Source organism: Paenibacillus sp. FSL R5-0713 (assembly GCF_037973325.1).
GTDB lineage: Bacteria > Bacillota > Bacilli > Paenibacillales > Paenibacillaceae > Paenibacillus.
In genome coordinates this window covers 4,495,639-4,509,584 of the sequence record NZ_CP150229.1, presented here as the reverse complement: position 1 = coordinate 4,509,584, position 13,946 = coordinate 4,495,639, and the positions used below count along the sequence as shown (strand labels likewise).

The 13,946-nt window shown below is 47.1% G+C and carries 12 protein-coding genes; 11 read left to right on the top strand and 1 reads right to left on the bottom strand.

Features of this window, described 5'->3' with window-relative positions; genetic code table 11:
- Positions 1 to 6 precede the first annotated feature (6 nt).
- The 6 genes from MKZ12_RS20075 to spoVM all read left to right on the top strand — a co-directional run bounded on the left by MKZ12_RS20075 (position 7) and on the right by spoVM (position 5,127).
- A complete protein-coding gene (locus MKZ12_RS20075; protein WP_339235676.1) occupies positions 7 to 783 on the top strand; it encodes a Stp1/IreP family PP2C-type Ser/Thr phosphatase in 777 nt (258 codons plus the stop codon).
- The gene (gene pknB / locus MKZ12_RS20070; protein WP_339256310.1) at positions 780 to 2,993 is read left to right on the top strand and encodes a Stk1 family PASTA domain-containing Ser/Thr kinase; all 2,214 of its coding nucleotides are present in this window, start codon (positions 780 to 782) and stop codon (positions 2,991 to 2,993) included. Before MKZ12_RS20075 ends, pknB begins: the two co-directional genes overlap by 4 nt.
- A 61-nt stretch (positions 2,994 to 3,054) precedes the next feature.
- On the top strand, positions 3,055 to 3,963 hold the full coding sequence (gene rsgA / locus MKZ12_RS20065; protein WP_339235672.1) for a ribosome small subunit-dependent GTPase A: 909 nt from the start codon (positions 3,055 to 3,057) through the stop codon (positions 3,961 to 3,963).
- Between the two features lies 1 nt (position 3,964).
- Positions 3,965 to 4,624: a ribulose-phosphate 3-epimerase gene (gene rpe / locus MKZ12_RS20060; protein WP_339256308.1), complete on the top strand. Its 660-nt coding sequence runs from the start codon at positions 3,965 to 3,967 to the stop codon at positions 4,622 to 4,624.
- A gap of 3 nt (positions 4,625 to 4,627) precedes the next feature.
- Positions 4,628 to 4,879 (top strand): hypothetical protein, encoded by a 252-nt coding sequence (locus MKZ12_RS20055; RefSeq protein WP_105410212.1) that lies wholly within the window; start codon positions 4,628 to 4,630, stop codon positions 4,877 to 4,879.
- Positions 4,880 to 5,046: 167 nt separating this feature from the next.
- A complete protein-coding gene (gene spoVM, locus MKZ12_RS20050; RefSeq protein ID WP_019424875.1) occupies positions 5,047 to 5,127 on the top strand; it encodes a stage V sporulation protein SpoVM in 81 nt (26 codons plus the stop codon).
- A gap of 194 nt (positions 5,128 to 5,321) precedes the next feature.
- Here the strand turns inward: spoVM and rpmB are convergent, their stop codons facing one another.
- Positions 5,322 to 5,510, bottom strand: coding sequence for a 50S ribosomal protein L28 (gene rpmB, locus MKZ12_RS20045; RefSeq protein ID WP_017687459.1), 189 nt, complete (start codon positions 5,508 to 5,510; stop codon positions 5,322 to 5,324).
- Positions 5,511 to 6,146: 636 nt separating this feature from the next.
- Between rpmB and MKZ12_RS20040 the strand changes: the two genes are divergently transcribed.
- From MKZ12_RS20040 to MKZ12_RS20020, 5 genes are all read left to right on the top strand, one after another.
- Entirely contained in the window at positions 6,147 to 7,958 is a 1,812-nt protein-coding gene (locus MKZ12_RS20040) for a DAK2 domain-containing protein (RefSeq protein WP_339235670.1), read from the top strand.
- A 71-nt stretch (positions 7,959 to 8,029) separates the two neighbouring features.
- Positions 8,030 to 8,893 carry a DegV family protein gene (locus tag MKZ12_RS20035; protein ID WP_339235667.1) on the top strand — a complete coding sequence of 288 codons (864 nt, stop codon included), beginning with the start codon at positions 8,030 to 8,032 and terminating at the stop codon, positions 8,891 to 8,893.
- A gap of 10 nt (positions 8,894 to 8,903) precedes the next feature.
- A complete protein-coding gene (gene recG, locus MKZ12_RS20030; RefSeq protein ID WP_339235664.1) occupies positions 8,904 to 10,949 on the top strand; it encodes an ATP-dependent DNA helicase RecG in 2,046 nt (681 codons plus the stop codon).
- Between the two features lie 114 nt (positions 10,950 to 11,063).
- Positions 11,064 to 11,351, top strand: coding sequence for a stage VI sporulation protein F (locus MKZ12_RS20025; RefSeq protein ID WP_278299015.1), 288 nt, complete (start codon positions 11,064 to 11,066; stop codon positions 11,349 to 11,351).
- Between the two features lie 935 nt (positions 11,352 to 12,286).
- Entirely contained in the window at positions 12,287 to 13,939 is a 1,653-nt protein-coding gene (locus MKZ12_RS20020; protein WP_339243138.1) for a sensor histidine kinase, read from the top strand.
- The last annotated feature ends 7 nt before the right edge of the window (positions 13,940 to 13,946 follow it).

Genomic DNA, 13,946 nt, shown 5'->3' with positions numbered 1-13,946 from the left:
AACGTTTTGATCAAAACAGTTCATGTGAGCCATATCGGACGAGTGCGTTCGGTGAATGAAGATTCAGCCTGGATTCGTAATCTGGATACAGGATATATTCTGGGTATTGTTGCCGATGGCATGGGTGGACATCTTGCAGGGGATACGGCAAGCCGCTTGGCAGTGGAGACGTTGGTACAAGATTTGGGAACACTGGAACCAGGTCTGTCACATGCGTCTCTGTCTGCAGCTCTAAGCGATGCTATTTTGCATGCCAACGAAGTTATCTTCCGCACGGCATCCACAGATGACAAGTATCACAACATGGGAACAACCGTGGTTGCGGCATTATTGAACGATACGGAAGGTGTTATTGGACACATCGGGGATAGCAGAGCCTACAAAATTGCGAACAAAGCTGTGATCCAGCTAACCGAGGACCATACACTGGTGAATGAATTGTTCAAAAACGGTCAGATTAGCAAAGAGGATGTGTCCCATCATCCACGTCGCAACGTGTTAACTCGTGCACTTGGAACAGATGCCGAGGTGAAGGTAGACCTGGATACCGTCAAGCTGGAGGAAGGCGAAGTTCTTCTCCTGTGCAGTGATGGTCTCAGTAACCTGGTCAGCAATGAGCAGATTATTCAGGTTGCCGGCAATCTGGAACTGGCACTTGAAGATCGTGCAGACCGACTGCTTCAGTTGGCTTTACTTGCTGGGGGAGACGACAACATCACGGTTGCCTTGTTCGAGTTGCAGAAGGATGGTTCCGTGGATACGGAAACGGGGTGTGAGTCATGATTGGGCACCAGCTAGGCGGACGCTATGAAGTGATTGAGCGTGTCGGCGGTGGCGGCATGGCTCTTGTGTACAAAGCCCAGGATCTTCTGTTGAACCGGAATGTAGCGATTAAAGTTCTAAGACAACAGTTTGTGCATGACGAAGAGTTTATTCGCCGTTTCCGCAGAGAAGCACAATCGGCAGCATCACTGTCTCATCCGAATGTAGTTAGCATTTATGACGTGGGGCAGGAAGATGACGTTCATTATATTGTCATGGAGTATGTGGAAGGCAAAAACCTGAATGAAATTATTAAAGAGCGTGCGCCTCTGCAAGTGGACGAATCGGTCCGCATTGCTTCACAGATTGCAGATGCTCTTGATCATGCACATCATAATCAAATCATTCATCGGGATATCAAACCGCATAATATATTAATTGGCCGGAATGGCCGCGTGAAGGTAACGGACTTTGGGATTGCCCGTGCAGTTACATCTACAACGATTACGCAGACGGGTTCAGTAGTTGGTTCTGTACATTACTTCTCACCGGAACATGCCAAAGGCATCGTTACTGGTGAAAAATCGGACTTATATTCTCTTGGGATCGTACTTTACCAAATGCTTACTGGGCAACTTCCGTTTCTGGGTGAAAGTCCAATCAGTGTGGCATTGAAGCATTTGCAGGAAGAGTTCGATGAACCACGCAAATTCAATCCATTGATTCCGCAAAGTGTGGAAAATGTCATCTTGAAATCCATGCGTAAAAATCCGCAGGAACGTTATCAGTCGGCCAAGGAAATGCAGACTGATCTGGAAACTTGCCTGATGCCGGAGAGACGTAATGAAACGAAGATTGATTTTCCGGATGAGGATGATATAGACCAGACCCGCGTTATGCCAGCGATCAAGCCTGAACCGCGCGGAGTTACGTCGACGGGTGCGGTGCCAGTGATGGAGTCTGACGAAGAAACTGGCAAGGGTAAAGCGAAAGCTAAGAGCTGGAAAAAACCAGCGCTACTCATTTCATTAACCGTTCTTATTCTAATCGCCATGGTGGGCGTTGTATGGTATGTCAAGGGTATGCTGGTTGTACCTGAAGTAACCGTGCCTAACGTGATTACCCAGACGGAAGAAAAGGCTCGCGAAATGCTTGAGGAGAAAGGACTCGTCGTCAGTGATGAGGTCATCCGTCTCTATCAGGAGGGTGTCGAACCCGGTATTGTCTTTGACCAGAGCAGAAAAGAAGGCGATGTCGTGAAAGAAGGTTCTGAGGTCCAACTCAGTGTGGGTGCAGAAAAAGAACTGGTGAAGATGATTGATGTCAAACAGGAAACTTATGATGAGGCTGTCAAGAAGCTGACTGCGCTTGGCATTAAGGAAGATCAGATTCAGCGGAAAGATGAATTCTCTAATGATGTGCCTTCAGGTTCTGTTATTTCCCAGACCCCGGGTGTCAATGAGGAATTCGATCCAGAGGCCGTTCAGATTGAGCTCACCGTAAGTAAAGGCACTGAAACGGTCAAAATGCCTGATTTGAAAAATTTAACCCGCAGTGAAGCCGAAGAAAAACTGAAATCTGCTGGACTTGTGCTTGCTCAGGTGCAGGAAGAATCAAGTTATACGGTGGATCAGGGGAAAGTGACGCAGCAGTGGCCTGTGGAAGCGGGCACAGAGGTTAATCCTGGCGATAAGATTACAATCTTTATCAGTACAGGGTATCCGCCTGAAGCGCTGAAATATCCGTTTAATATCAATGTATCACCCAAAGAAGATGGTAAAAACAGTAAAATTCGTATCACGTATGAAGACGCACGCGGCAAGAATCAGGAATGGGGAACACGCACCGTGAACTCAACCCAGACCTTGACCATTCCACTTGTGCTCGCTCCAAATGAAAATGGGGCTGTGTCTGTATATCGTGATGGACAGTTCCTGGATACGTATCTCGTCTCCTACAGTGAAGCCAAAAACGGAACAGTAAACGTACCTTCCATTGACCCGGAACCAAACACGCAGACGCCGCCAGAAAATGAGCCTGATCCAGGCCAAGGCAGTGTTGATGAGGGCAGTGGTGACCCCAATCAGGAAGGTGAGCCTGAGTCCACACCAGCAGACGGTGAAGGTGACAGCGTAGATGAAGACACTTCTGCCATGAATAAGGGTAAGGAGCCCGGCAAGGAAAAAGAGAAGAAGAAAAAGGAAGTCATTAACGCATCAAGCCGTCCATAAGGGCGGCTTATGCTGGCGTCTGGATTAAATGTACCACCATCAAAAGGAGGGCGACGGAGCTATGCCAGAAGGTATCATCGTTAAAGCGCTAAGCGGTTACTATTATGTCATGCCAGTGGAAGACAACGGGGTTCCTTCGGTTGAAGGTTCCGCCGTTCAATGTCGAGCCAGAGGTATCTTCAGAAAACGGGGAACATCACCGCTTGTAGGTGACCGCGTCAGCTACATGTTGACGGAGAACGGTGAAGGAACGGTGGATGAAATCCGGAAGCGTGAGACGGAACTCATCCGTCCTCCAGTGGCCAATGTAAGTTTGGCTGTTCTGTTATTCTCGGTGAAAGAACCGGATATGAACCTGAATTTGTTGGACAAGTTCCTTGTTCACATCGAGCAGGCTGGTCTGGATGCTCTGATTGTGCTGACCAAACAGGATTTGGCAGATCCAGCCAAAGACACTGTTGCTGAAGTGAAAGCATTGTATGAACAGGTTGGTTACGAAGTGATTTCCACAAGTTCACGTACCGGTGAAGGCAGTGAACTGCTCAGAGATCGCCTCGCTGGCAAGATTAGCGTATTCTCTGGTCAATCCGGTGTAGGCAAGTCGTCCATGTTAAATGCATTGATGCCCGGCCTAACGTTGGAGACGAGTGCGATCAGCATGCGTCTTGGACGAGGGAAACACACCACCAGGCACGTAGAACTTATCCCCTTGGATAATGGTGGATTTGTGGCGGATACGCCAGGGTTCAGCCAACTGGACTTTCTGGAGATTGGTGTGGAGGAACTCTCCACGTGTTTCCGGGAATTCGCCCAGTTTGCAGATCAGTGCAAGTTCCGGGGGTGTACCCATACCCATGAACCAGGTTGTCGTGTGCTCGCGGCCAAGGAGGAAGGTCTAATCTCCGAAAGCCGATATCAGCACTATGTGCAGTTCCTTACCGAAATGAAAGATAAGAAGCGGAGGTATTAACATGATTAAAATTGCCCCATCGATATTATCAGCTGATTTTGCCCGCCTTGGTGCGGAAGTTGCCGAAGCCCAAGCTGCAGGAGGAGACTGGATCCATGTTGACGTTATGGACGGTCACTTTGTCCCTAATATTACGCTTGGACCCGCGATTGTAAAGGCGATCGCACCGCATACAAGCTTGCCGCTCGATGTGCACTTGATGATTGAGAATCCGGAACGTTATGTTGAGGAATTTGCCAAAGCCGGTGCAGCAGTCATTACCGTGCATGCTGAGGCTTGTGTGCATCTGCACCGCGTTATTCATCTGATCAAGGAGCAGGGAGTGAAAGCAGGAGTTGCCCTTAATCCGGGAACGCCAGCGTCTGCTATTGTTGAAGTACTGGATGATGTGGACATGGTTCTTGTTATGACGGTCAATCCTGGATTTGGCGGACAGGCTTTCATCTCAGGTACCATGAACAAAATCAAGCAAATTCGTACCTGGTTGAATGAAAAGGGACGTCATGATGTACATATCGAAGTGGATGGCGGAATTGCTGCCGACACAGCCCCGCTTGTGGTGGAAGCTGGAGCAGATGTACTCGTTGCCGGTAGTGCCGTATTTGGACGTGAAGATCGTGCTGCAGCGATTACTGAAATTCGCCGTAGCTACGGAGGCTAATTGATGACTCTTAAGGAGACGCTGTGGACGATGGCTGCGAGTCTCGTAACGGGACTTGTGCTTGCTCTGTTTGCGGTTATTCAGTCCCCGTATAATGCCATTACGTCATTGATCGGGGTGGGTGTTGTTATTATGTATTTCCGCAAATTTGATCGTACGGGACATCGGGTTACTTTTGTTATCTTCGGCATACTGTATTATCTAATGAGTGTTTTCATGATCGCTGCCTATCAATATATTCCTACCCAAACGTAAATGACCTGATCTTCGGGCTTGTCATTGTGGAATAGGGATCGATGGTTCCGCATAAATATGGTTACATGAGCAGGTTTCTCATGTAGCCTTTTTTGTCGTGTTTGAGGTAAAGAAGGCCTGAAGCATAGGATACGGCGGACGCATGAGCATGATGGGGAGGGTGAATTATGAAATTTTACACATTCAAACTGCCGAAGTTTTTGGGAGGGTTTGTAAAGGCGATTCTTAATACGTTTCAAAAGAACTGATCTGATTGATAAGGCAACAGGGAATACCGCCGCTTTGGCTCAGGCTAATCTGGAATTCGTACCTGCGAAGCGCCATGCGGCGGCCATTCACATGTTCATGAGTGTATTCAAGAATCCCTTTTTTGAATACCAAAAAAGCACCTGCAAGGAACAAGGTGCTTTTTGCTTACCCGATTTATAGTAGCTTTGCGTGATTATACGCGAGTCACTTTACCGGCTTTCAGTGCACGGGTGCTTACGTATACACGTTTTGGTTTGCCGTCAACGAGAATGCGGACCTTCTGAACGTTTACGCCCCAAGTACGACGGTTACGGTTGTTAGCGTGGGATACGTGGTTACCGGTGCCCGGTTTCTTACCTGTCACATAACATTTGCGAGACATAGATTACACCTCCTATCCTAAAATAACCAGTTGCCTTCAGAAACGAAAAGTCATTCCATAAGGACTAAATTGTTCTTCCTGATCATAAAGATCAGGCTTCAGTAGCTAATGGCGTTGTTTAAGCCGGCATGACCGGATCATTTCCATTACTTAACCTGCATAAAACAATACTTGAATATAATATCATAATCAAAAAAGCTTCGTCAACTGATCCAAAAACTTTATTTATTTCTCCTGCCTAATATAGTACAATGTTGAGTAGTCCATAATACAGTGGTGAACAGGCTGTTGCCGCGAGGAAGTCGGAGAATACACCGTACCTAGAGGTCGGTGGTCTGCTTTTTGGCAACGCTGTGAGCTGCGGCATTCCATCATTGGCACCAGTCTCCACGCGGCATTCATGCCGGCTCTTGATACCGGTGCATATCCGTATGCCCCGAAGTTAGGGGTGCAGAGAGTGCAGGATATTGGTAGCCCGGCCGCCCAGACCGTTAATCCGGCTGACATGTTGTATTGTATGCCTGTGCCGGACAAGGTATGGACGAAGAATAACGCAGTCCGCGTTAGCGCATGAACAGACCAGACACATCTTGGTGCAAGGTGTTCGTGTATCAAGCTAGGAAGGGGAATTCTCACTTGAGTATACGTTCTTTAAATGGAACAGATTTCACCGCTATGGTACTTGCCGGAGCGGAACAACTTGGACAGCATGCAGAGCACGTCAATTCCCTGAATGTTTTCCCTGTGCCGGATGGTGACACGGGAACGAACATGAATTTGACAATGAGTGCAGGAGTCGCAGAGATTAAAAGAAAAAGTTCTGCCTCCATCGGCGAAGCTGCCGGTATTCTATCGAAAGGCCTGCTTATGGGCGCACGGGGGAATTCAGGAGTTATTCTGTCGCAATTGTTCCGTGGTTTTAGTCGTTCAGCTGCTCCCTATGAGGAACTGAATACGCTCCAATTTGCAGCAGCCCTGCAGAACGGTGTTGACGCAGCTTACAAAGCAGTCGTAAAACCCGTTGAAGGGACCATTCTTACCGTAGCCAAGGAAGCGGCGAAACATGCCAACTACTACGCAAGACGGACGAATGATATTACTGAATTAATGAATGAAGTTTTGTTAAAAGCAAAAGAAGCACTGGCCATGACTCCGGAATTGCTTCCTGTACTGAAACAGGTGGGTGTTGTGGATTCAGGTGGTCAGGGGCTTGTATATATCTACGAGGGCTTTATGGAAGTATTGCTACAAAGTGACGGTGTGAATCGTACTTCGCTGAACAAAGAAGTAACTCCATCCGTGGCAGCATCTGCTTTGAAACCGGCTGCACCGGCAGAAGTGGATATCAAGAAGCCTGCACAGCAGCAGGTGATTGCGCCGGAGATGCCATTGTCTGCTCAGGCGAGATTGGAAACGGAGGATATTGAATTCCTGTATGATATGGAATTCTTCATTAATCGTGAGCTTGGAGAGAACGCAGGAGTGGCATTTGATGATGAGGCATTCCGGAAAGCGTTGTCAGTTAACGGGGATTCGATCATTATCATTGCCGATGATGAAGTTATCAAAGTTCATGTCCATTCCAAAACTCCAGGCGATGTGTTGAATCTGGCACTGCATTATGGTGAGATTACACAGATTCATATTCTCAATATGCGTGAACAGCATCGGGATCTCCTGACAGCAGGCATGGATATTGCTCCATCACCTGAATTGTTTGCAGAGATTCCACCTGAGGCAGCACGCAGTATGGAAGAAGCTGTGCTTCCTGCAGATGAGATGGCACCGTATGGTTTTATTGCGGTATCCTCCGGTGACGGTATTGCAGAGATTTTCCAAAGTCTTGGCGTCGATGTTGTTCTGTCCGGTGGACAGACGATGAATCCGAGCACGGAAGATTTTGTAAAAGCCGTTCGCTCCATTGCTGCGGAGCAGGTATTCATACTCCCGAATAACTCGAATATTGTACTGGCTGCGGAGCAGGCACGTGAACTGCTTGAAGATGAGCGCCGAATTACGGTTATTCCTAGCAAGACCATTCCACAGGGAATGGCTGCTGCTTTTGCATTCCAGGAAGATGAGTCTGCGGAAACGAACCGTGACCAAATGTTGGAGGCCATCAGCCGGGTACAGTCCGGTCAAGTAACTCATGCGGTTCGTGATACGCAATATGATGAATTGGATATCAAGGCGGGACACTATATTGGTATTCATAACTCCAAAATTGTAGCGACGGATGAAGTCATGCTTCAAGCATGTGAAGGTCTGCTCAAGCAGATGATGGAGAGCGGAGATGAAGTGGTGACGATCCTTGAAGGGGACGAAGCTGACCCTGAGGTTACTGCTGCCCTCGCTGCATGGCTTGAAGTAGAGTATCCTGATGCTGAGGTAGAGGTACATCGTGGAGGACAGCCTGTGTATTATTATTTGTTCTCCGTAGAGTCCTAATAAAGGTTGTTCAAAACGTCTCTTGTTTTTGAACAGGTACCAATAGCACTCTGGCGAAGAGGAGGAGAGTCATGAGCCACAAGGTTGCGATAGTAACAGACAGTACGGCGGATATTCCCGAAGAACTCATTCGCAAATACGGGATTCATATTGTTCCGTTACGCGTTCTGTTCGGTGAAGAGACTTATGCAGATGGCGTTGATCTGACTTCGGAACAGTTCTACGAAAAATTGAAGAAGGTTTCTGTGTTGCCTACAACTTCACAGCCTTCTCCAACTGATTTCATGAATGTATATCAATCACTTCTGGATGAGAACCCGGAACGCCCGATTGTATCCATCCACCTGTCATCCGGCATGAGTGGTACCTACCAATCGGCCATGCTTGGCAAGTCTTTGCTGGAGCGTGAGGGTGACATCACCGTGCTGGATTCGAAGTCAGCATCGTATGGATACGGTCTAATGGTGGTACAGGCTGCTGAACTTGCCGAACAGGGGAAGTCAGCAGTCGAAATCGCTGCTGCCATTGAAGAGATGCAAAAATCTCGTAAATTGTTCTTTCTCGTGGATACCCTTGAGTATCTGCAAAAAGGCGGTCGGATTGGCAAAGCTTCAGCCATCTTGGGAACGTTGCTTAACATTAAGCCGATCCTGTCTATTGATGAAGAAGGCGTTATCTACGCAGTTGAGAAAGTCAGAGGTCATAAAAAGGCAATGGCACGCATTATTGAGCTGTTCCAGAAGGATCTTGCAGGCAAACGGGTTAACCTCGCGGTAGGTCATACCGCTGACCCGGGATCAGCGATCGCTTGTGCAGAGCAGCTGCGTGGTCATTTTACAGTGAATGAAGTGATCTATACCAATATTGGAGCCGTAATTGGCAGTCATGTTGGACCTGGTGTCATTGCGATCTTTATGTGGCCTGTTCCGGAATGAGGGATTAGACATGAAATTGGAAGAAATATCTGTTAAGCAAATTAACGGCGTGAGTGCTCTCAAAGAGGGAGAGCTTCACGCCTTTGGCATCTCTACTGTTAAAGACCTGCTTGAATATTATCCGTTCCGTTATGAGGACTATCGTCTGCGTTCGCTTAGTGAAGTGAAGGATGGGGACAAGATTACAGTCCAGGGACAGGTGATGGGCATTCCTGTATTACAACGATACGGTAAAAAGTCCCGTCTCACCTGTAAGATCATGACGGAAGAGTGGATGATTACAGCGACCTGGTTCAATCGCCATTTTCTCAAAGAACAGCTTACGCCCAATCGTGAGATTGTGATTACGGGGAAGTGGGAACAAAAACGCATGCAGATGACAGTTACCGACTCGGAGTTTCCCGATAAAGGCGATGGGCGTTCAGGTACACTGCAACCTGTATATTCAGTAACCGGCAAGCTGACGCAACAATGGATGCGCAAAACGATCAATCAGGGATTAATCCAATTCGGAGATATGATTCCCGAGATTCTGCCCCAGTCCTTGATGAGGAAATACAGCTTCATGCCGCGAAAGCAGGCGATTGCGGGAATTCATCGTCCACAGGACAACCGGGAAGGCCAACAGGCCAGACAGCGGATGGTGTATGAAGAACTGTTTCTGTTCCAGCTGAAAATGCAGGCGTATCGTGCGCTCAACCGGAATCGGATGGATGGTGTGGTACATACCACGGACAATACAACGATTCGTGAGTTTGTACGCAGTTTACCATTTGAACTGACAGATGCTCAGAAAAAGGTGGAGCTTGAAATTCTGCATGATATGCGTTCGCCTTATGCAATGAATCGGTTATTGCAGGGTGATGTAGGATCGGGTAAAACGGTTATTGCGGCAATTGCGCTATACACGACTGTTCGATCCGGTTTTCAAGGGGCTCTGATGGTGCCTACAGAGATTCTGGCGGAGCAGCATATGCGTTCACTGCAAAAGCTGTTTGAACCGTTTGGGGTAACTGTAGGCCTGTTAACAGGCAGTGTAAATGGGCGTAAACGTAAAGATCTGATCGCGTCATTGCAAATGGGCATGATGGATATCGTGGTGGGCACACACGCCCTGATTCAGGAAGATGTTTTCTTCCGTGATCTGGGTCTTGTGGTGACGGACGAGCAGCATCGCTTCGGGGTGAATCAGCGCAGCGTTTTACGACGCAAAGGATATAATCCAGATGTGTTAACGATGACGGCTACGCCAATTCCACGGACACTTGCGATTACGGCTTTTGGGGATATTGAGGTATCCACGATCTCAGAACGTCCGAAGGGACGGATTCCGATCTCCACGTATTGGGTCAAGCACGATATGATGGAGCGGGTGCTCGGGTTTATCTCCAGAGAAGTGGATCAAGGGCGTCAAGCCTATCTGATCTGTCCGCTCATTGAAGAGTCGGAGAAGCTGGATGTGCAGAATGCGATTGATCTGCATGTGCAGATGCAGCAGAACTTTCCGAAATATCGTGTAGGTCTGCTGCATGGACGGATGACGGCTGCGGAGAAAGAAGAGATGATGCGTGACTTCTATAGCAATGATATTCAGCTGCTGGTCTCCACCACCGTTGTGGAGGTCGGGGTCGATGTGCCGAATGCCACGTTAATGGTCATTATGGATGCGGACCGTTTCGGTCTGTCCCAGCTGCATCAGCTTCGTGGTCGGGTTGGTCGTGGGGCCCATGCATCCTATTGTGTACTCATTGCTGATCCCAAGACAGAGGTCGGACAGGAACGTATGAAGGTCATGACGGAAACGGAGGATGGATTCGAGGTATCTCGTCGGGACCTCGATCTCCGGGGTCCGGGTGATTTCTTTGGTACCAAACAGAGCGGATTGCCTGAGTTCCGTCTTGCTGATATGGTTGCCGATTTTGCTGTGCTGGAACAAGCCCGAGATGATGTATCCCAGTTGATTGCGGAAGTAAATTTCTGGACATCTGTGGACTACGCACCTTTGCGTGATTTCCTACAGCAACAGCAAGTATTTAAGGGTGATCTGATTGACTAAAGCTTGCTTTGATAGCTGGTTTTTCATATTACCTTTGTAAAAAAAGACAAGTGTACAAGCCCTCCCGACATATGAATAAGAAGTGAGTTCATTTTTTGGGAGGTGCTATACGTTTTGGGTTACCAACAATATGGAATTAGTCCGCAACTGGTGGAGCGGATCAAACTAAAGATGAAAAACCCCGCAGTTAAAGAGCGTATCAAAAAGTTGATTGATGGCGTGACCAAGTCTGATCTGCAAGATAAGGCCAAGGTCAGAAGGCTGGTCAAGTCTTCAGCAGTCATTATGAATGAGAATTTTTCTGCGGCACAGGAGGAGCAGTTTGTTGCGTTTGTACTCGCGCAGAAGATTGATCCGAACAATACGTTTCATTTGATTAAGCTGTGGGGGATGTTTAGGTAGGGATTCGATGTAATGTTGGGTTAACTAAAGAGAGTTGTTTACACGGGGGCACTACGATGACAGAATAACCTTCCGAGCGCTGTTATCCCCAGATTTTCTGATTGACCCTTTCCAAGGGTAAAATCCGGGGATAAAGGCGCACGCTTCGCTTCTTTAGGTTATTTCTGTCCTCTCCGTTGTTGTGTAAACGAAAGTACTTTATAAAAAACCAAATTACATCCAAGTTGGTGTAGTAATGTAAAGAAGGGTGTTCCACTAGTCATGTATGACATGGTGGAACACCCTTTTTTTGTGGTGGAGAGCAGTTGGGATGATGGAGGTTTTAGTTGGGCATTAAATGGAATGATTATGTAATTTTATCTGCTGCACTCTTACTTTGATCAGGAAAAGAGCTGATGATGATTAAAGTTATGATTAGAACTACAATGATAATGCTATTGGAAGGCAATTCTTTCAGGATGTAGTCTTGCACAAGTAAGACCAGGATTGAAATAAATAAAATCATTTGCAGGACAAGTCTTGTTGAGCGATCAGGATCGTTCGATCGTCTGGAGACACCATATAGGATAAGCCATATTAGACTAAAAAGCAGAAGTGAACCTAGGAGTATAATGGCAAGCATGCATTAACACCTTTCTGTAATTAATTTTTGACCAATTGGAATAACATGACAAGTCATTAATTATATCATAGGAATTTCTGTATTTGTTGATTTTATGGAAATATGAGGTGATGATTGATCTTCACATATTCCCTTTTTTGATTGTCACAGGATGTACTTTGCTTTCCTCCAGGGGGAGCGGTAAACTGTTGCATACAAGTTAGTTGTGTGAATTAGAGTTAATTTATAGATGTTGTGGCGGATTGGCATTACAATGAGACATGCCTTTTATTTTCAGACAGATGTGGAGGAAGTACGATTGGAGATGTTTACGATGCTGCTTGGTTTATTTGAACGGGCGGCGCTGTTGATTATATTTTTATTCTTTCTGTCGAGGGTGCCGAGGTTTAGGCAGATTCTGCAAAAGGGGAAATTAAGGTGGCAGGAGTCTATTGCGGTTACCTTGTTATTCTGTGCTTTTGCCATCTTCGGAACGTATACGGGCATTAATGTGGAAGGTTCACTGGTGAATGTCCGCATTATAGCGGTGCTATCGGGTGGTATTTTGTTCGGGGCGCCTGTGGGTATTATTACGGGGATTGTATCCGGTGTACATCGGTATTTGATCGATATGGATGGTGTCACAGCTATACCTTGTCTAATCACGAGTATCCTGGCGGGTCTGGTATCCGGATATATACATAAGTACACGCCCAAGCCTAAGCGATGGATCATCGGTATTGGAGCAGGTATGATCTGTGAAGCGCTCACGATGTTACTGATCCTGCTATTTTCCTATCCCGATCCATTGGGTGCAGATATTGTTTCGAAGATTGCGCTGCCTATGATTCTGGGTGAAGTCAACATAGGGCTGATTGTGCTCCTGGTGCAGAGTGTTGAAGGGGAAAAGGAAATGATTGCAGCTCGTCAGGCGAAGCTCGCCCTAGAGATTGCCAACAAAACCTTGCCGTACTTCCGTTCCATTGACGAGGATTCTCTGCGCAAAATCTGCCGTATTATTCAGGAGGATATTCAGGCAGATGCCGTTGCGATTACGGATACCCGGAATGTACTGGCATATGTAGGATTTGGTGAGGAACGATATCATATTGGCAATGAAATTATAAGTGAGATGACCAAGAAGACGATATCCAGCGGGGAGATTACAATCAGTAATGATGTCATTGATGAGAAAACACCGGATATCCACTCGCTGTTAATCATTCCGCTTAAAGAACGAGGAGAAATTACAGGTGCGCTCAAAATCTATTATCGCAAAGCCTATAAAATTACGTATCCTTTGCAAACGATGGCTGTAGGTCTGTCGCAGATCATCTCGACCCAGATGGAGGTATCGCGGGTAGAGGAGATCAAGGCTGCTGCCAACAAAGCGGAGCTGCGTGCATTACAGACAACCATTCACCCTCATTTTCTGTTTAATGCGCTAAATGCGATTGCTTCATCCATCCGAACCAAACCGGATCGTGCTAGGGAGCTGATTGTGAATCTATCCGGGTACATGCGGTACAATCTGGAACTGTCGGATGAGTTAATTGATATTCATAAGGAACTGGAGCAGGTCCGTAATTATGTAGAGATTGAGAAAGCCCGCTTTGGCAGCCGACTGAATGTAATCTATGAGATTGATGAGGTCGCGGTGCATATTCCGAGTCTTGTCATCCAGCCGCTCGTCGAAAATGCCATTATTCATGGCATTCTCAAGGTGAAAGGACCGGGTACTGTTCGAATTCGGGTACAGGATTATCCGGAGTTTGTTCGCATTAGTGTCAGCGATACAGGGGCAGGGATCAGTGCAGATATTATTGAACGGGTCTACCATGACCGTATGCCTGGTAACCAGATCGGGCTGTATAATGTGCATCGCCGGGTCAAGCTTATTTACGGACAAGGTGTAACCATTACCAGGCTGGAACAAGGAACCGATATTTTATTTGATGTGCCCAAAGGAGATGTCGTAACAAGGTGATGATGGA